General features: G+C 32.9%; 18 protein-coding genes. 7 read left to right on the forward strand and 11 right to left on the reverse strand.

The features are described 5' to 3' along the window. Positions 1 to 43 precede the first annotated feature (43 nt). A complete protein-coding gene (locus CA2559_RS09420) occupies positions 44 to 1003 on the reverse strand; it encodes a Gfo/Idh/MocA family protein (protein WP_013187650.1) in 960 nt (319 codons plus the stop codon). A gap of 78 nt (positions 1004 to 1081) precedes the next feature. Here CA2559_RS09420 and CA2559_RS09425 point away from each other — a divergent pair, with 78 nt between their 5' ends. Next, positions 1082 to 1723, forward strand: coding sequence for a protein-L-isoaspartate(D-aspartate) O-methyltransferase (locus CA2559_RS09425; protein WP_013187651.1), 642 nt, complete (start codon positions 1082 to 1084; stop codon positions 1721 to 1723). 2 nt (positions 1724 to 1725) lie between these two features. Here CA2559_RS09425 and CA2559_RS09430 read toward each other — a convergent pair whose 3' ends face one another. From CA2559_RS09430 to CA2559_RS09450, 5 genes are all read right to left on the reverse strand, one after another. Next, positions 1726 to 2172: a hypothetical protein gene (locus CA2559_RS09430; RefSeq protein ID WP_013187652.1), complete on the reverse strand. Its 447-nt coding sequence runs from the start codon at positions 2170 to 2172 to the stop codon at positions 1726 to 1728. 72 nt (positions 2173 to 2244) lie between these two features. Beyond that, a complete protein-coding gene (locus CA2559_RS09435) occupies positions 2245 to 3072 on the reverse strand; it encodes a GIN domain-containing protein (RefSeq protein WP_013187653.1) in 828 nt (275 codons plus the stop codon). A gap of 83 nt (positions 3073 to 3155) precedes the next feature. Continuing rightward, a complete protein-coding gene (locus tag CA2559_RS09440; protein ID WP_013187654.1) occupies positions 3156 to 3878 on the reverse strand; it encodes a head GIN domain-containing protein in 723 nt (240 codons plus the stop codon). An 82-nt stretch (positions 3879 to 3960) separates the two neighbouring features. Then, entirely contained in the window at positions 3961 to 5709 is a 1749-nt protein-coding gene (locus CA2559_RS09445; protein WP_013187655.1) for a PspC domain-containing protein, read from the reverse strand. Continuing rightward, the gene (locus tag CA2559_RS09450) at positions 5702 to 6046 is read right to left on the reverse strand and encodes a PadR family transcriptional regulator (RefSeq protein ID WP_013187656.1); all 345 of its coding nucleotides are present in this window, start codon (positions 6044 to 6046) and stop codon (positions 5702 to 5704) included. The genes CA2559_RS09445 and CA2559_RS09450 overlap by 8 nt, the downstream gene beginning before the upstream one ends. 207 nt (positions 6047 to 6253) lie before the next feature. On the opposite strand from CA2559_RS09450, the gene CA2559_RS09455 reads away from it, so the two are divergent. Next, positions 6254 to 6715: a DUF4442 domain-containing protein gene (locus CA2559_RS09455; protein WP_013187657.1), complete on the forward strand. Its 462-nt coding sequence runs from the start codon at positions 6254 to 6256 to the stop codon at positions 6713 to 6715. Positions 6716 to 6718: 3 nt separating this feature from the next. On the opposite strand, the gene CA2559_RS09460 is transcribed toward CA2559_RS09455, so the two are convergent. Then, positions 6719 to 7219: a hypothetical protein gene (locus CA2559_RS09460; protein WP_013187658.1), complete on the reverse strand. Its 501-nt coding sequence runs from the start codon at positions 7217 to 7219 to the stop codon at positions 6719 to 6721. Further along, positions 7219 to 7980, reverse strand: a complete 762-nt coding sequence (locus tag CA2559_RS09465) for an MBL fold metallo-hydrolase (protein WP_013187659.1) — start codon at positions 7978 to 7980, stop codon at positions 7219 to 7221. The genes CA2559_RS09460 and CA2559_RS09465 overlap by 1 nt, the downstream gene beginning before the upstream one ends. A 98-nt stretch (positions 7981 to 8078) precedes the next feature. On the opposite strand from CA2559_RS09465, the gene CA2559_RS09470 reads away from it, so the two are divergent. Beyond that, positions 8079 to 9533, forward strand: a complete 1455-nt coding sequence (locus tag CA2559_RS09470) for a nucleotidyl transferase family protein (RefSeq protein WP_041240983.1) — start codon at positions 8079 to 8081, stop codon at positions 9531 to 9533. A 67-nt stretch (positions 9534 to 9600) separates the two neighbouring features. Here the strand turns inward: CA2559_RS09470 and murA are convergent, their stop codons facing one another. From murA to CA2559_RS09485, 3 genes are all read right to left on the reverse strand, one after another. Next, positions 9601 to 10914 carry a UDP-N-acetylglucosamine 1-carboxyvinyltransferase gene (gene murA, locus CA2559_RS09475; protein ID WP_013187662.1) on the reverse strand — a complete coding sequence of 438 codons (1314 nt, stop codon included), beginning with the start codon at positions 10912 to 10914 and terminating at the stop codon, positions 9601 to 9603. 87 nt (positions 10915 to 11001) lie between these two features. Further along, the gene (locus CA2559_RS09480; RefSeq protein ID WP_013187663.1) at positions 11002 to 11655 is read right to left on the reverse strand and encodes a DUF4290 domain-containing protein; all 654 of its coding nucleotides are present in this window, start codon (positions 11653 to 11655) and stop codon (positions 11002 to 11004) included. Between the two features lie 106 nt (positions 11656 to 11761). Then, positions 11762 to 12049 carry a DUF493 family protein gene (locus CA2559_RS09485; protein WP_013187664.1) on the reverse strand — a complete coding sequence of 96 codons (288 nt, stop codon included), beginning with the start codon at positions 12047 to 12049 and terminating at the stop codon, positions 11762 to 11764. A 107-nt stretch (positions 12050 to 12156) separates the two neighbouring features. On the opposite strand from CA2559_RS09485, the gene CA2559_RS09490 reads away from it, so the two are divergent. The 4 genes from CA2559_RS09490 to CA2559_RS09505 all read left to right on the forward strand — a co-directional run bounded on the left by CA2559_RS09490 (position 12157) and on the right by CA2559_RS09505 (position 15995). Beyond that, positions 12157 to 12699 (forward strand): AAA family ATPase, encoded by a 543-nt coding sequence (locus CA2559_RS09490; RefSeq protein ID WP_041241180.1) that lies wholly within the window; start codon positions 12157 to 12159, stop codon positions 12697 to 12699. After that, the gene (locus CA2559_RS09495) at positions 12696 to 14594 is read left to right on the forward strand and encodes a RecQ family ATP-dependent DNA helicase (protein WP_013187666.1); all 1899 of its coding nucleotides are present in this window, start codon (positions 12696 to 12698) and stop codon (positions 14592 to 14594) included. The genes CA2559_RS09490 and CA2559_RS09495 overlap by 4 nt, the downstream gene beginning before the upstream one ends. Then, entirely contained in the window at positions 14591 to 15538 is a 948-nt protein-coding gene (gene fmt, locus CA2559_RS09500) for a methionyl-tRNA formyltransferase (RefSeq protein ID WP_013187667.1), read from the forward strand. The genes CA2559_RS09495 and fmt overlap by 4 nt, the downstream gene beginning before the upstream one ends. 184 nt (positions 15539 to 15722) lie before the next feature. Beyond that, entirely contained in the window at positions 15723 to 15995 is a 273-nt protein-coding gene (locus CA2559_RS09505; RefSeq protein ID WP_013187668.1) for an HU family DNA-binding protein, read from the forward strand. Positions 15996 to 16059 lie beyond the last annotated feature (64 nt).

Consider the following 16059-nt stretch of genomic DNA (forward strand, 5'->3'; position numbering starts at 1 on the left):
TTATTTATAAGTTTCAGTTAACCTATGAAGGTTAAAGGGTTAATTAAAATTCGTTTATAATTAGTTTTGCCACACGTAGAGCTTCTGCACCTTGTTCTAAAGTTACAATTGGCGTCGTGTTATTTTCAATTGCGTCTGCAAATGTCTCTAACTCATCTAAAATGGCATTATTTTCAGTAACTTCTGGATTGTCAAAATAGATTTGTTTTTTAACACCTTCGGCATTCTGCAAAATCATATCAAAATCTCCTGGTTGTTCTGGAGCATCTTTCATTTTTACAACCTCACATTTCTTAGTTAGAAAATCGACAGAGATGTATGCATCTTTTTGGAAAAATCTTGCTTTACGCATGTTTTTTAAAGAAATTCTACTAGCTGTAAGATTGGCAACGCAACCGTTTTCAAACTCTATACGAGCATTTGCAATATCTGGCGTGTCGCTAATAACAGAAACACCACTTGCGCTTACGTGTTTAACTTTTGATTTTACAACACTTAAGATTGCATCTATATCATGTATCATAAGATCTAATACTACAGGAACATCTGTTCCTCTAGGATTAAACTCTGCCAATCTATGTGCTTCAATAAACATAGTATTGGAGATTTCATCTTTAACAGATTTAAATGCAGGATTAAAACGCTCTACGTGTCCTACCTGTCCTTTTACATTATAGTCTTTAGCTAACTGAAGTAATTCTTGAGCCTCTTCAACTGTACTTGTTATAGGCTTTTCTACAAAAAGGTGTTTACCAGCCTTAATAATTTGTTTGGCATTTTCGAAATGAAATGTTGTAGGTGTTACAACATCTACCATATCTACATTTTCCAACAATTCTTCAATTGTGTCAAACTGCCTATAGCCAAATTGCGCTGCTATTTCTTTTCCGTAATCTTTATTTGAATCGTAAAAACCAACAAGGTCATATCGGTTAGATTCCTGTAAAAGACGCAAGTGTATTTTTCCTAAATGTCCTGCGCCAAGAACTCCTGCTTTTAGCATAAGTGTTATGATTTTCAACAAAAATAAGATTTCTCAATCTGTTTGGAAAGTTTAAGAAGAATTATCAATTTTATCCTCGTGAAAGATTCCCATAGACAACAAGGCAAACGCCAACAGCTCGTAAAGATTGTACAAGAGAAAGGTATTGAAGACCAGAAGGTTTTAAAGGCCATAGGTAGTATACCAAGACATTTATTTATGGATAGTAGTTTTGAAGATCATGCCTATCAAGACAAAGCTTTTCCTATTGCTGCAGACCAAACCATATCTCAACCCTATACAGTTGCTTTTCAAACAGAACTTTTACAAATTAAAAGAGGTGACACAGTTTTGGAAATAGGTACAGGTAGTGGTTATCAAACTGCGGTGCTTTGTTACTTAGGTGCCAAAGTTTACACTGTTGAACGCCAAAGAGAATTGTTTAAGAAAACAGAACGCTTTCTTCCTAAATTAGGGTATAGGCCAAAATATGCCACATTTGGAGATGGTTATTTAGGACTGCCAGATTATGCACCATTTGATAAGATTATAGTTACTGCTGGTGCACCGTTTATACCAAAACCTTTAATGCAACAGTTAAAAGTAGGAGGCAGGTTAGTTATTCCTGTAGGAGATGAAGTTCAGATAATGACATTGTTAGAAAGAAAAAGCCAAAAGGAGTTTAAGAAAACCACTTTTGGCGAGTTTAGGTTTGTTCCTCTTTTGGAGGATAAAAATTAAGCTTATTGTATAGTAAACGTTAACCTATCTACGTTTGTACTTGTAGTGTCTGATAATGTAATTTCATTATCTATTCGTTCTGTTAATACCCAATTGCGTTCTAAATCTGTAAAAGGATCTTGTTGGTTAAAGTCTAAAAACAAAAATTCATTTAATGAATCATTAGTTGATGTTGTTGAATAATTCCAGCTACCAGTTTCCGCAAATAAATCATTTTCGCCAATAACAGTACCATTAGCTGTAAATTGAAAAGTGAAGCCTTGAAAATCCTGCTCACTGGCAACATTATCTACATCTAATCTTGTTATAGTGTAGGTGCCTTCAATATTTGTTTCGATATCTGCATTTGGGCCATCATTAGAACTAGCGGTTGTGCCGTCATCATCACTGCTGCAAGACATTGCAATAGTACAAAAAGAGGCTAATAAAAGTGTTTTGATAGATTTCATAAGTCGTTTTTATTTTAAGATACCCAAAAGGATACTTTTTATGACTTAAGAAATTCCTAAATTTTTATCTGTTTACTTTTTAAACAGACTGGCTTGGTCTGCAAACTCTACGATATTAAAGTCTGGACTGTCATATATAGTAAGCTCCGAACGGCCTTTAGCAGTTATATTTATAGCGTTATCTGCTTTTACTGAAGCTTTTGCTCTGCCTTCAATAATTACTGTACAGGTTTGAGAAGTCAATTTTTCTCCAGTAAACGAAGTTGAATTATCTGCTCTTAATGTAAACTCTTTCACATCACCTTCTATTTTAGCTTCTGCATCTTCTAATAAGTCTGCTTTAAATTCAGGCGAATTTACTAAGGCTTCAACATCACTTTTTTGGTTAAGTTGAAACACTGTATTTTCTGCAGTTACATTAAGCTCTGCTTTTGCGTTGTCATTATTAATAAGGGTAAACGTTTCTGCCTTAATGGTACCATAAAATCTTGAACTTCCAGATGTCTTAATGGTTACGGTGTTAAAGAGTAAATCTGTTAAACCACTAACTTCTGCCTTTTCTTTTACTCTAATTTCATTTAAAGCATCTGTAAAGGTTACTCTTACACGCAAACGTTTGCTTCTTCGTATTTCTTTTATAGTCTGTAAGTAAAGTACGTTTCCTATAACATCTATATCTATAACTTCGTGTAGGTTGTCATCTGCTTCGATCTCAATCATTGCAGTTGGTCCTTTAACAATAACGACTTCAAACTCTTCACCTATTTCCATTGCGGTAAACGGTTCTATTTCAGTTTGTTCAACAGTTACATTCCTGCTGCCTTTTATTTTTTCTTGTGCTTGTATTGTTGTAAAAGTTAATACAAATAAGAGTGTTGTTGCTAAAAATTTGGTTTTCATATTCAATTTATTATAACACAAATATAATAGAAAAGCCTCCATAATGGAGGCTAATCAACATTTAACTAAACAAATTAAGAGTTTTATCCTTTTGAAATATTTCCACCAGTAGTACTATCATCAAAGATGTTAGTGTCTTCTGGATTACCACTGTATTTTATATTGCCGCCAGTTGAGACGTCTGCGCTAATTTTTTTATTTGCATTTACCTTTATATTGGCACCTGTTGTAGCTTTAGCTTCTACGTTATGAGCTATAAGGTTATCTGCATTTAGATTTGCACCAGTTGTAGCTTTTACATTAAATGTATTGGTATTACCTTGTAATTTTAGGATACCACCACTGGTGGCTTTAGCTTCTAAATTCTTTGTATTAAGTGAAAGTGTTACATTGCCGCCACTTGTTGTGCTAACCTCTAAAGACTCTGCATTTAATTGGCCATCATTCTCTAATTGCGCTCCAGAATTTACGTGAATCTCTTCTAAATCTGTATAAGTTACAAATACGTGCTTACGCTCTGAGCTGCCAATATTTGCATCAGTTTTAATGATTAAGGTATTTTCTTCTACATAAATTGAAATGATTTCTTGTAGATTTTCATCTGCCTCGACAACAACATTTTGAGAGTTACCTTTAGTTAGGATAACATTTAAGCCGTGCCCTGCATCTATCTTATTAAAGTTAGATTGAAGAGTTATGGTTTCATTAGTAACATTACCATTACCATTAACTCCTGAAATGAAGCTGCAAGAACTTAATAATATGCTAAGAACTATGCCTATAATTACTTTAGTTAGAGTGGTCATTTTGATTAGTTTTTTTGATTATGAATGATAAAATTGGGTGAAATTAAGTTGTTTAGCAATATAATTTCACCCAGTTGTTGATTTAGTTGAGTGAATCGTTAGAAACCTTATTTATCTCTATACCATTCTCATCAATTTTAATTGAGTTAACTTTCTCTTTATTAACTTCAACACCATTTTTATTGATTTTTACTTCAACTTCTTGGTTATTTATATTTAACCTGGCATTAATTTCGTCATCATCACTATCCCAATCGTCATCATCTTCATCAATAGGACAGGTTTCACAAATAATTTTGTCTTTAGCAATGGTTAAATAATGTTCTTCCATATCATGTTCGAGGATGTCATTGCTATTCCAATTGTTCCTGTGATAACTAGATGCATTTTTATCTACGTAAAGCGTTGTGCCTACAGGAAGAAACAAGGTAACTTCTACTTCTTGATCGTGAAATTTATCTAACGGATTTGCAGTTAAGTAAGAATCTAACGCTAACGTATTGTTAGTAAAAGTATAGTTGTACTCAATGTTTGAAGCAAATCGTTTTGCATCATTATAGTCTGAACCTTCGGAGTTTTTAAGTACTTGTATACTTGCAACACTATCTTGTGTAGATCTCACTATTAAAGCAACATCTTGAGTATAAAGTATTTTATTACCATTACTATCATACTTTATTTTAAAATCTCCGTGCTTATAATAGCCTTGATTGTAAAGTGGATTATTTTTCATTCTTACCGAAAGTGTATCATTAGGTGTGATAGGTAAGATTTCAGTTTTTACTACATCGGCATCAAAAGCGCGTTGCGTTGCTTGTCTTATTCCCAATGCAACTAAAACCGATAAACATACTAACCATAACCCAAGTAATACAAATTTTGCTGTTGTACCAATAGATTTTAATTTCTTGACCAGAATTTTTAATCCAAGGTAAAAGACAAAGAAAAAAGGAATTCCTACTGCAAAAAATATTAAGATAGAAACCACCCAAATAGGAGCGCCTACGTTTGCCATTTCGACATAATCTGTCCAAGGAGCATCTATTATACCAAATGTTCCAACACTAAAGAGTCCTATAAATAGAGCAATAAGAGTAACACCACCAATTAATAATAAGAATACGCCAATAATTTTCACGAAGACTTTAAGGCAAAACATGATGATTTTTCCAATAGCTTCAACAATTGCAGAAACACCTGATTTTGCTTTATTACTATATTGGTCATAATTTACATCTTTAACTTTGCTGGCAACGGTATCAAAGCCTTCTCGTACCTTTTTTTCAATATTACTTATATTCACTGCTTCACCTCTCATGGCAAGTTTTTCTGCAGTTGTGTGTGCTTCTGGCACAAAAATCCAGAAGACAATATAAATTAATATGAAAGCACCACTAGAAAAAATGGTAAGTAACACCCATAATAAACGCATCCATAATGCATCTATACCTAAATAATGTCCTAATCCGGAAGACACACCACCAATATACTTATGGTCTGGATCTCTATACAGTTGCTTGTAGTTAGGTTGTTTTTTAGACGAATAATCATCCTCGAAAATTTCATCATCTAATTGATAGTCTTCAGGTTGACCCATTACTGCAATTACTTCATCTACCTCTTTTAAAGTGATGACTTGATTGTCTGTTTCAATTTTTTCTGAAAATAACTCAGAGATTCGAGCTTCTATGTCGTGTATAATTTCATCACGACCTTGAGCATCTGTAAAAGATCTTTTTATAGCCTCCAAGTAACGTTGAAGCTTATTGTAAGCCTCTTCGTCTAGGTGGAAAAAGAATCCAGCGAGATTTATGTTTACGGTCTTATTCATCTTGTTTAGTTTTTTTGGTCGTTACTTTAGTTACTGCATTGTGTAGGTCATCCCAAGTAGAGGAGAGCTCTTTTAAAAATAGTTTTCCGGTTTCTGTAAGGCCATAGTACTTACGTGGCGGTCCGCTTGTGCTTTCTTCCCAACGGTAGCTTAACAAGCCTGCATTTTTCAATCTGGTTAGCAAAGGGTAAATTGTTCCTTCTACTACCAGTAGCTTTGCGTCTTTTAACGTGTCCAGAATTTCTGCCACATATGCATCTTCATCTCTAAGAATAGAGAGAATGCAATACTCTAAGACGCCTTTGCGCATTTGCGCTTTGGTGTTTTCAATCTTCATACACTGAGTTTTTGAATGTCATTACTGTTCGATTTTTTGATTGATGAATGAGAAAAAATAGTATACCTATTATTTTCTTATACAAATATATGGTTAAAAAAAGGTATTATGCAATACAAAGTACCATATAATTTTAAAATTTAACATTTATATAATCTTATTATAGCAGATTATTTGTTGTATTTTTGAAGCTATAAAACACTAATTATGAGTCTTAGTCCTAGTAAAATCAATACCTTCCTGTTTTTTAAATTACCTTCTGCATGGTGGTGTGGAGTAAGGTTGAAAGAAATTGATGCTAATAGAGCAAGCGTTAGTGTAAAACATAAATGGTTTAATCAAAACCCATTTAAGTCTATGTATTTTGCTGTTCAGGCAATGGCCTCTGAATTATCTACAGGTGCATTGGTTATGAATAGTATAAGAGCAAAAGGAAAACCAGTTTCTATGCTAGTAGCAAACAACAAAGCTACATTTACCAAAAAAGCTACAGGACGTATTTACTTTGAGTGTTTAGATGGTCAAGCAATTGCTGAAGCTATAGATAAAACTATTGCAACAGGAGAAGGCCAAACACAATGGATGAAAAGTGTTGGTAAAAATGAAGACGGTATAATTGTTTCAGAATTTCACTTTGAGTGGACAGTGAAATTAAAATCTAAGCGGTAAGTCTTAGTCGTATTTAGGGTAGAGAACTTGGTCTTTAGTGGTTAGGGTTAGTTCTCCTTCTTCACTAATATAATAATCTAATAAAAGGTCTCCCCAATAAGTGCCATCTGTAAAGTTGGCTAAAATCCATTTATTGTTAATTACCTTAATACTATTTATTCTCATAAAACCTTCCATACCTTCATAAGGTACCAGGTCATTATCTGCATCTGCTTTATTTCTTCCAATAATGGCATCTTCAATTAAAACTTCTATTTCTTCTGGTGTTACACCTCTTTCAGAAAAATATTCGCTAGCATATGCATTACTGCTTAGTGTGAATTTTTGAGACTCTAGTGCAACATTAATTAATGAGTCATTTTCAGACTTATATCTTTCAACATTTAATTTTAGATTTTCAATCTGTGATTCTTGATTTTCATAAACCCCTTTTGCATTGGCATATTGAAATATGATATATAGTACTGCAAAAATAAATAGGTATAAAAATATGCGACTTCTCATTATAGGGTAATTTTTAAATTATCGTAGGCTAAATGTATATGATCTGGTAATTGGGATTCTACTTCATCGTGAAATCCTAAAAGATGACTAATGTGAGTAAAATATGCTTTTTTAGGTTTCACTTTTTCAACAAAAGAAAGGGCTTCTTCTAAATTAAAATGTGAGGCGTGAGGCTCTATTCTTAATGCACTAATTGTTAGTACTTCTAAATTTTTAAGTTTGTGTAACTCCTCATCTGGTACTGTTTTTACATCTGTTATATATGCAAAATTCTCAATTCGGTACCCAAAAACCGGTAATGTATTATGTAACACTCTAATTGGTATAATAGAAATACCGTTAACCATAAAAGGTTTATTTTTAATTGGGTTTAATACAACATCTGGTGCTCCAGGATATTTGTTTTCTGTTTCAAAGATATAGGCGAATCGTTGCTTTAGAGAGTTAAACACACGCTCATTACCATATAAGTTAATAGCACCTTGTTTAAAGAAAAAAGGTCTTATATCGTCTAAGCCAGCAGTATGGTCACTGTGTTCATGTGTAAATACAATAGCATCTAAACGTGGTATAGGGTTAGTAAGCATTTGTTGTCTAAAGTCTGGACCACAATCTATCACAATATTTTTTCCGTTAATTTCTATTAAAACAGAAACACGTAAACGTTTATCTTTAATGTTTTCACTTAAGCAAACAGGATGTGTACTTCCAATGATAGGAATTCCCTGAGACGTGCCAGTGCCGAGATAGGTAATTTTCAATCTAATTCTTTGCTTACAAAAGTAATTATTATTTTTTCTTTTGGCATTGCATTTGCTACCTTTGATGTGTACTGAAAAAGAATACTTAAAAACACGTTATGCCAATAACTATAATGGGCGACAAGGAATTTGAAAATGTTCCTTCCATAAAGAGCAAAGCATTAAGAATAAACCTTAATCAAAATATTTACGGGACTTTTGCAGAAATAGGTGCAGGACAAGAAACTGTACGTAATTTCTTTAGAGCTGGTGGTGCTTCTGGTACCATTGCAAAAGCAATGAGTGCGTACGATAAAGATTTTAGTGATGCAATTTATGGTATAGAAGAAGATAGGCGATATGTTACAGAAGCTCGCCTACAAAAAATGCTTAAGCATGAGTGTGATTTAATGGAGAACAGATTAGATAGAGAAAAACATCCTAATAAGTTGTTCTTTACTTATGCTAATACTGTTGCTACAATAGATTTTGCTAAAAAATATAAAGGTCACGGTTGGGTAGGCATTAGATATCAAGTAGATCCTACTGAAGATTACAATGAAATTATACTTCACGTACGGTTTCATGAAAACGATGCACGTTTACAGCAAAATACACTTGGTATATTAGGTACAAACCTTATTTATGGAGCTTATTATAAATATGATTCTCCTAAAAAACTACTTAGATATTTATACGATCATATAGATAAAGATCAGATAGAGATAGATACCATTAACTTTTCTGGACCAAAGTTTGACGACACTGTAGATAACCGATTAATGAGTTTACAGCTTGTGAAAAACGGAATGACAGAAGCTGTCATGTTTGCTCCAGATGGGAACAATGTATTGCCAGCACGTATTTTATACAAGAAAAATGTATTAGCTTTAAGAGGTAGCTTTAGGCCAGTTACTAAAGTTAATATGGATATGTATGAAAAATCATACAAGCTATTCTTAGATGAAAATAAAGTAGATCCAGAGCGCTCTGTTTGTATTTTCGAAATTACGCTTTCTAATCTTAGAGCAGAAGGAGAGATAGACGAAGAAGATTTTATGGATCGTGCTAAGCTGTTATGTTCTTTAGGGCAAACGGTTATGATTTCTAATTTCCAGGAATACTATAGAGTTGTAGAATACTTCTCAAGGTTTACTAAAGAACGTATGGGCCTTGCAATGGGTGTAAATAATTTAATTGATGTCTTTGATGAGAAATACTACCGTCATTTAAGTGGTGGTATATTAGAAGCCTTTGGTAAATTATTCTTTAAAGATTTAAAAGTTTACCTATATCCATTAATGGATCCTGAGACAGGTGAAATTACTAATAGTGAAAACTTGAAAGTGCATCCAAGAATGAAAGAGCTTTACAAATTCTTTAAATACAATGGTAAAGTTGTTGATGTTGAAGATTACAACCCTGAAATTTTAAATATCTATTCTAGAGAAGTTTTACAAAAAATTCTGAATGGAGAAAGTGATTGGGAAGATATGTTACCTGCTAACACGGTAAAGTTAATAAAGGAACAGAAACTGTTTCACTGTGAGAACACTGCAGCAGAAAATGTTTAGTTTTATAAATGAGATATAAAAAAAGCCCGAAGTTTTAACTTCGGGCTTTTTATTTGCATCTTAAAGATTATTCAATTCTTGTAATTTTTGCGCCAATAGCTTTTAAGCGTTCATCTATATTTTCATAACCTCGATCTATCTGTTCTATATTATGGATAGTAGACGTTCCTTTGGCAGACAATGCAGCAATAAGTAATGAAATACCTGCACGAATATCTGGACTTGTCATTGTAGTTGCTTTTAATTGCGACTCAAAGTTATGTCCAATTATAGTTGCTCTGTGAGGATCACAGAGTATAATCTTTGCGCCCATATCTATTAGTTTATCCACAAAAAACAAGCGACTCTCAAACATTTTCTGATGTATGAGAACACTACCTTTTGCTTGTGTAGCAACTACTAACATAATACTTAATAAATCTGGTGTAAAACCTGGCCAAGGCGCATCACTAATGTTCATTATAGAACCATCTATAAAACTCTGTACTTCATAACCATTGGTGTGAGCAGGAATATGTATATCGTCGCCTTGTTTTTCAACAGTAATTCCTAGTTTTCTAAACGTATTAGGAATTAATCCTAAATCGTCCCAACTTACATTCTTTATAGTAACCTCACTTTTGGTCATTGCAGCAAGACCTATCCAAGATCCTATTTCAATCATATCTGGGAGGACATTGTGAGTACAGCCTCCTAAAGTTTCAACTCCTGTAATTTTAAGTAAATTAGATCCTATGCCTTCAATATTAGCACCCATAGACACTAACATTTTACAAAGTTGTTGTAAGTAAGGCTCACAAGCTGCATTGTATATAGTAGTTTCTCCTTTTGCTAAAACTGCTGCCATTACAATATTTGCAGTACCAGTTACAGATGCTTCATCTAATAACATATAGGTACCTGTAAGACCGTTAGGAGCATCTACGCCATAAAAGCGTTCTTCTTTATTATATCTAAAGTTTGCACCAAGCTTAATAAACCCTTCAAAATGCGTATCTAAACGTCTTCTTCCAATTTTATCACCACCAGGTCTAGGAATGTAACCTTTTCCAAAGCGAGCTAGTAAAGGACCAACTATCATTATAGAACCTCTTAAGCCACTACCTTCTTGTTTAAAAAGTTCACCTTCTAAATACTCTAAATCCAGATCATCACTTTGAAAACTATAACTGCCTTTAGAAAGTTTTTCAACCTTTACACCTAAGTGCTCCAGAATAGTGATGAGTTTATTTACATCTCTAATATCTGGGATATTATTAATTATGATTTTTTCTGAAGTTAGTAAAACTGCGCAAAGAATTTGTAATGCTTCATTTTTTGCGCCTTGAGGCTGTATGTCACCTTTTAATTGATGACCACCTTCTATTTTAAAGGTTCCCATAAGGTCTGGTAAGATTTTAAATTGAAATTTAAACAGATCTCAAGGTAAGCTATTACAAACTTGAAACTGTTATGTAATGATTAAGGTTTAACGTCTTTTGCGTCCTTTATTTCTATTATTGCTGTAAGATTTCTTTTTATAGGTTTTTCTGTTTGAGTTATGGCTATTAGTATGTTTAACTAAATCTGAAGCTTCAGACAAGTCTTCATCTTTAACTTTCATATTAATTTCACCATTACTCAATTCAAAAAGGTGATCAAAAATCACATCATCATCAACGGTATCTTTATTCCAGTTGAGAAAACATTTTTTCATGTGGTTGGCAATAGTATAAACCAAGCCATCTCTTTTATCACCCTTTTCCCATTTTACAGCCACATCAATCATTCGTTTTATGTTATTACCATAAAACCTATACTTAGGAAAGTTTTGAGGGTACTCTAAACCTTCTGGGCGTTCGTATAATTCCTCACGAGTTGGTATAGGAAAAGGTGACTCTACATTAAGTTTAAAGTCACTAATTATAAATAACTGATCCCAAAGCATATGCTGAAAATCTGGCACATCTCTTAAATGGGGATTAAGATTTCCCATTACCGAAATAATAGATTTAACTACTTTATTTCGTTCTGCATCATCTTCAATAGTTACTGCGTGTTCTACCATTTTTTGAATATGTCTGCCATATTCAGGAATAATGAGTTTACTCCTTTCAGAGTTATATTCTAAATCGTTTGTCAAAATGAGTTGTTTATATTAGGTATCTCAATAGGTGCCGAAGTATCTAGCACGACTGCAAAATACTAAATTATATGCAAGTTAAAATGTTTTAAAGATAAATTTAACCTTATAAGCTAATAACACCTTCAATTTTTTCGCCTACCTCTTTATATTTAGCAATTACAGCATCTGGATTTTTCATTTTTACATTAACAGACACGCTAGAATATGTCCCTTTACTAGACGCTTTCGTGTTAATTACAGCGCCCATATCATTAAAGATAGTATGTATTTCTTTTACCTTATCCTCATCTGCAGGAATTATAAATTTATATAAGTATTCTGTAGGCCATAAAGCAGTATCTGCTAATTGACTTTTTAATTTTTTATAAAATGCGTCACTTTTATCTGTCATAGTATTAGTTTATTTACAAAAATACCATAATCATACCATTTTTGTAATCTGTTAAATTGAAATTAGTTTGAGTTTAGTATATGGCATTAATTCACGAAATTTGTCACATGGAAAGTAAAAAAATTGTAATGATAGGTGGTCCTGGTACAGGAAAAACATCTGTTATAAGAGCTATAGAAGATGAAGGCTATACATGTTTTCACGAAATTTCTAGAGATGTAACAGCTCAAGCTCAAAAGGAAGGTATAGAGCAATTGTTTTTAAAAGAGCCATTATTGTTTAGTGAGATGCTCATGAATGGTAGAGTACAGCAATACATAGATGCAGAAACAATTGATGAAGAATATATATTTTTTGATAGAGGTATTCCAGATGTAACTGCCTATATGGATTATAAGGAAACACCTTACCCAGAGCGATTTACGATTACAAATGAAACTTATAAATATGATTTAATTTTTTATTTCCCTGTTTGGAAAGATATTTATAAGCAAGATAATGAGCGTTACGAAAGCTATGAAGAAGCTTTAGAGATACACGAGTTTTTAAGAAAAACATATAAAGGCTTAGGTTATAATTTAATCATGGTACCTAAAACTGGTGTAAGTGAACGTGTAGAATTTATCCTATCACATATTAAAGGTTTATGATAAAAGCCGAACATACCCTTAGGAAATTTTGGGGTTTTGAAGCTTTTAGGCCTTCACAAGAATCTGTCATCTCTTCTGTATTAGATCATAATGACACCTTGGCACTTTTGCCAACAGGTGGTGGTAAATCGTTGTGCTTTCAGGTACCTGCAATGGTAAACGAAGGTATTTGTATTGTAATATCTCCGCTAATTGCACTTATGCAAGATCAAGTTAATGTTCTTAAAAATAAAGGAATTAAGGCAATGGCACTTACGAGTGGTATGAGCTATTCAGACTTAGATGCTGCTTTAGATAATTGCATATATGGTAATTATAAGTTTTTATACCTATCTCCAGAACGCTTACAGCAAAATTTAGTTCAGGAGCGTATAAAAGCTATGAATGTAAACCTTATAGCTATAGATGAAGCACACTGTATTTCTCAATGGGGTCACGATTTTAGACCAGCATATAGAGAGATTAAAATTTTACGAGAATTACATCCTTCAGTAACATTTTTAGCACTTACAGCAACAGCCAAGAAGGATGTTGAGAAAGATATAATACAATTATTAGATTTATACCAACCCAAGGTAATAAAACAGTCTTTTAAGAGAGAGAACTTAGCATTGCGAACTCTAAAATCTAATAACAAATACCAAACTCTCTTAAGGGAACTGCAAAACATTTCCGGAAGTGCAATTGTATACTTAAGAAATAGAAAGTTAACGTTGGATATTTCTAACTTTTTAAACACCAATAATCTTAGTGCTACAAATTACCATGGTGGTATTACAAACTCAGAAAAGAAAGATCGCCTAAAGCAGTGGTTAGATGGTACCAAAAAAATTATGGTAGCAACAAATGCTTTTGGAATGGGAATAGATAAAGCAGATGTACGAAAAGTTATCCATTTTAATTTTGCAGATAGTCTTGAAAGCTATTACCAAGAAGCAGGACGTGCTGGAAGAGATGGTAATAGGGCAGAGGCCGTAATGATTTATAATGAAAGCGATACTGTTTTAATACAAGATCTTTTTCTTAAAAACCTTCCAAGCGTTGAAGGTGTAAAATACGTGTACTCAAAACTTAATAGTTTTTTTAGAATAGCTTTTGGTGAAGGTGAAGGAGAAACATTTAGTTTTAATTTTTATGAATTTTGCCAACACTACCAATTAAATACATTATTAACATACCAAACTTTACAGACTTTAGATAGAGCGAGTGTGATTACTCTAACACAGCGTTATGCTAAAAAAAGTGAGGTGCAGTTTATTATTACAAATAAACAATTACTTTATTTTATTGAAGAAAATCCTAAATATGAACCAATTATAAAAGCCATTTTGCGTTCTTATGGAGGTATTTTTGAAGCTCCTGTTTCAATAAATTTAGTGCAGGTTTTAGCAAAAGCTGGCACTTACGAGAAAGAAGCATTACAGTTGTTAAAAGAATTGGATGAACAAGGAATCATAACATTTGAATTTTCTAAACACGACGCTCAGATTACTTTTTTAAAACCTAGGGAAGATGATCATACTATTAATCCTTTGGTGCCGTATATAAATCAACAAAAATCACATAAGGAGTACCAAATCTCTTCATTTTTAAAATATGTAAAGAATGATGAAGATTGTAAAATGCTTCAGCTATTACACTATTTTGATGAAACTGAAGGAACACCTTGTGGAATTTGCTCTGTGTGCTCAACTAAACAAACTAAATCACAAAAAACAGATTTTAAAAGTATTAAAGAAGCTATTTTTTTTCAATTAAAACAATCTAATAAGTCCTCACATGAGCTTTCAGAAGCTATAAAACTGCCTAAACAAACCTTATTACAAGTATTAAGCTTATTAGTAAGTGAAGAGTTAATTATGAGGACACCAGAAAACACATATAAAATACGATGAGAGATTTAAGAATATTATTTATGGGCACTCCAGAGTTTGCCACAACTATATTAGATCATGTAATTAATGAAGATTACAATGTAGTAGGTGTGGTTACAGCACCAGATAAGCCAGCAGGACGAGGTCGTAAAATTCACGAGTCTCACGTAAAAGGGTATGCTGTAAAAAAAGGGTTAAAAGTATTGCAACCTACTAATTTAAAATCTGAAGAATTTAGTGAGCAACTAAATGAGTTAGATCCTAATGTAATAATAGTTGTTGCATTTAGGATGTTACCAAAACAAGTTTGGCAGTATCCTGAATATGGTACGTTTAATCTTCACGCATCATTATTACCACAATATCGTGGTGCAGCACCTATTCATTGGGCAATTATAAATGGAGAGACTACAACGGGCGTATCAACATTTTTTATAGACGAAAAGATTGATACTGGTGAAATGATTTTACAAAAAGAAACAACTATTACGCCAGATGAAACAGTAGGAGACCTACACGATAAATTAATGAATTTGGGATGTAGTACCGTTACTGAAACCCTAAAACTAATATCGGAAGATACTGTAACAACAACACCACAACCACAAAATATTACATTAAAAACGGCTTACAAGCTAAATAATGACAATACAAGAGTAGATTGGTCTTTACCAGTTAATGAGGTGTATAATAAGATAAGAGGCTTAAATCCTTTTCCTGTAGCATACACAATACTTTATCAAGACAATGAGGAGTTGCGTATGAAACTTTACAAAGTTAGAATGCGACAGGAAGAACATTCGAAATCACCTGGAACAATAAACATTGAAGATTCTACCTTAAAAATTGCAGCTAAAGATGGGTTTATTTTGGTAGAAGAGTTGCAACTTCCTGGAAAGCGTAAAATGGCAATAAAAGATCTTTTAAATGGATTTAGCTTTAAAGAAGATAGCTATGTGGTCTAACCCCTTATTGGTGTTGGGATTGTTAAAATCTTAAGATTTAAAGCTGTGTTTATCAACATTAGGTTAAAGTTATTAACAAATACTCGCATTTCCCTTGCTATACCTTGCGTGGTAAAGAAATCCGTATAAATTTGTAGAGCAATTAAGCATAAGTTTAACCAACATTATTTAAAAATTCATTCTCATGAACAAATCAGATTTAATTGATGCAATGGCAGAAGATGCTGGAGTATCTAAAGCAGCAGCAAAAAAAGCGTTAGAATCTTTCTTAGGACACATTGAAAAAGGTCTTAAAAAAGGTGACCGTATTTCTTTAGTAGGATTCGGTTCTTGGAGCGTTTCTAAAAGAGCTGCTCGTGAAGGTAGAAACCCACAAACTGGTAAGACTATCAAAATCGCTGCTAAAAACGTAGTAAAGTTTAAAGCAGGTTCAGATTTACAGAAAGCTGTAAACTAAGTTTTATCTTTATTAGATATGAGAGCCCTGCAAAATTGCAGGGCTTTTTTTATTACAAGCCTTA

The organism is Croceibacter atlanticus HTCC2559, from assembly GCF_000196315.1.
Lineage (GTDB): Bacteria > Bacteroidota > Bacteroidia > Flavobacteriales > Flavobacteriaceae > Croceibacter > Croceibacter atlanticus.

Bases quoted from the DNA above. Each gene is read 5' to 3' on its own strand.
- CA2559_RS09440 (WP_013187654.1), bottom strand. From the start codon at position 3,878: ATGACCACTCTAACTAAAGTAATTATAGGCATAGTTCTTAGCATATTA.
- CA2559_RS09435 (WP_013187653.1), bottom strand. From the start codon at position 3,072: ATGAAAACCAAATTTTTAGCAACAACACTCTTATTTGTATTAACTTTT.
- CA2559_RS09460 (WP_013187658.1), bottom strand. From the start codon at position 7,219: ATGAGAAGTCGCATATTTTTATACCTATTTATTTTTGCAGTACTATAT.
- murA (WP_013187662.1), bottom strand. From the start codon at position 10,914: ATGGGAACCTTTAAAATAGAAGGTGGTCATCAATTAAAAGGTGACATA.
- CA2559_RS09470 (WP_041240983.1), top strand. From the start codon at position 8,079: ATGCCAATAACTATAATGGGCGACAAGGAATTTGAAAATGTTCCTTCC.
- CA2559_RS09505 (WP_013187668.1), top strand. From the start codon at position 15,723: ATGAACAAATCAGATTTAATTGATGCAATGGCAGAAGATGCTGGAGTA.
- CA2559_RS09430 (WP_013187652.1), bottom strand. From the start codon at position 2,172: ATGAAATCTATCAAAACACTTTTATTAGCCTCTTTTTGTACTATTGCA.
- CA2559_RS09490 (WP_041241180.1), top strand. From the start codon at position 12,157: ATGGAAAGTAAAAAAATTGTAATGATAGGTGGTCCTGGTACAGGAAAA.
- CA2559_RS09455 (WP_013187657.1), top strand. From the start codon at position 6,254: ATGAGTCTTAGTCCTAGTAAAATCAATACCTTCCTGTTTTTTAAATTA.
- fmt (WP_013187667.1), top strand. From the start codon at position 14,591: ATGAGAGATTTAAGAATATTATTTATGGGCACTCCAGAGTTTGCCACA.
- CA2559_RS09445 (WP_013187655.1), bottom strand. From the start codon at position 5,709: ATGAATAAGACCGTAAACATAAATCTCGCTGGATTCTTTTTCCACCTA.
- CA2559_RS09420 (WP_013187650.1), bottom strand. From the start codon at position 1,003: ATGCTAAAAGCAGGAGTTCTTGGCGCAGGACATTTAGGAAAAATACAC.
- CA2559_RS09450 (WP_013187656.1), bottom strand. From the start codon at position 6,046: ATGAAGATTGAAAACACCAAAGCGCAAATGCGCAAAGGCGTCTTAGAG.
- CA2559_RS09495 (WP_013187666.1), top strand. From the start codon at position 12,696: ATGATAAAAGCCGAACATACCCTTAGGAAATTTTGGGGTTTTGAAGCT.
- CA2559_RS09485 (WP_013187664.1), bottom strand. From the start codon at position 12,049: ATGACAGATAAAAGTGACGCATTTTATAAAAAATTAAAAAGTCAATTA.